1 protein-coding gene is annotated in these 679 nt (G+C 57.9%); it reads left to right on the top strand.

From position 1 onward, the window contains the following. Positions 1 to 679: hypothetical protein (locus LGR44_RS21665; RefSeq protein ID WP_226742793.1), on the top strand; the 679-nt coding region annotated here is incomplete at both ends.

Genomic DNA, 679 nt, shown 5'->3' with positions numbered 1-679 from the left:
AAGCCGCCTTTCTGGTGAGGCTCCCGGTCACGAGCACGACCGGTGAGACCCCACTCGGGCAATGGTCGAAGCAGATCTTCGGATCGTCTCCGCTGGCCTTCGGCATCGGTAAAATCAACGTCTTCAATTCGAACGATCTGTCCCTCTTCCTGAGGCAGCAAACCGTCTTCAATGGAAGTGCCTTTCATCCTCTCAGCGCAAAGTCCCCCAGCCCGACGGCCCTGGAGTTGAGATTGCCGATACTGAGCGATGTGCATCGCTACTCGATGATTGCGCAAAGGCGCCGCATGGCTCGCAGTAATATCGGCTGCGACAGGTCCTACTATGAGATGATCGTGGGGCTTATGTCGCAAGCCGCCAGACAGTCAGGGCTTCCTGCTGATGGGCACGACATCATCGTCGAGAACTCCCTCCTAGAGTTACCGAGCGCGGCGCAGCTCAACGCTCATGAATTCGTCGAGATGAGGATGACAGCCTTGTGCAGAGGGGTAATCGATACCGCTGCCGGCGAACTGAAGGATCTCGCATTCGTTCAAATCGGTGTCGATCGTGCCCTGAAGGCGAAGGGATACAAGCCGATTTTGTCTGCCAAGGCTGTGGAGGCGGCGCTGTCCTATCCCTGCCGGGTGGATGGCGGCTTCCTCAACACGATGATCGATGCGAACCGTGCCCTGTCGGC

This window comes from Microvirga lenta (assembly GCF_020532555.1).
Lineage (GTDB): Bacteria > Pseudomonadota > Alphaproteobacteria > Rhizobiales > Beijerinckiaceae > Microvirga > Microvirga lenta.
This window is presented reverse-complemented; position numbering and strand designations above follow the sequence as displayed.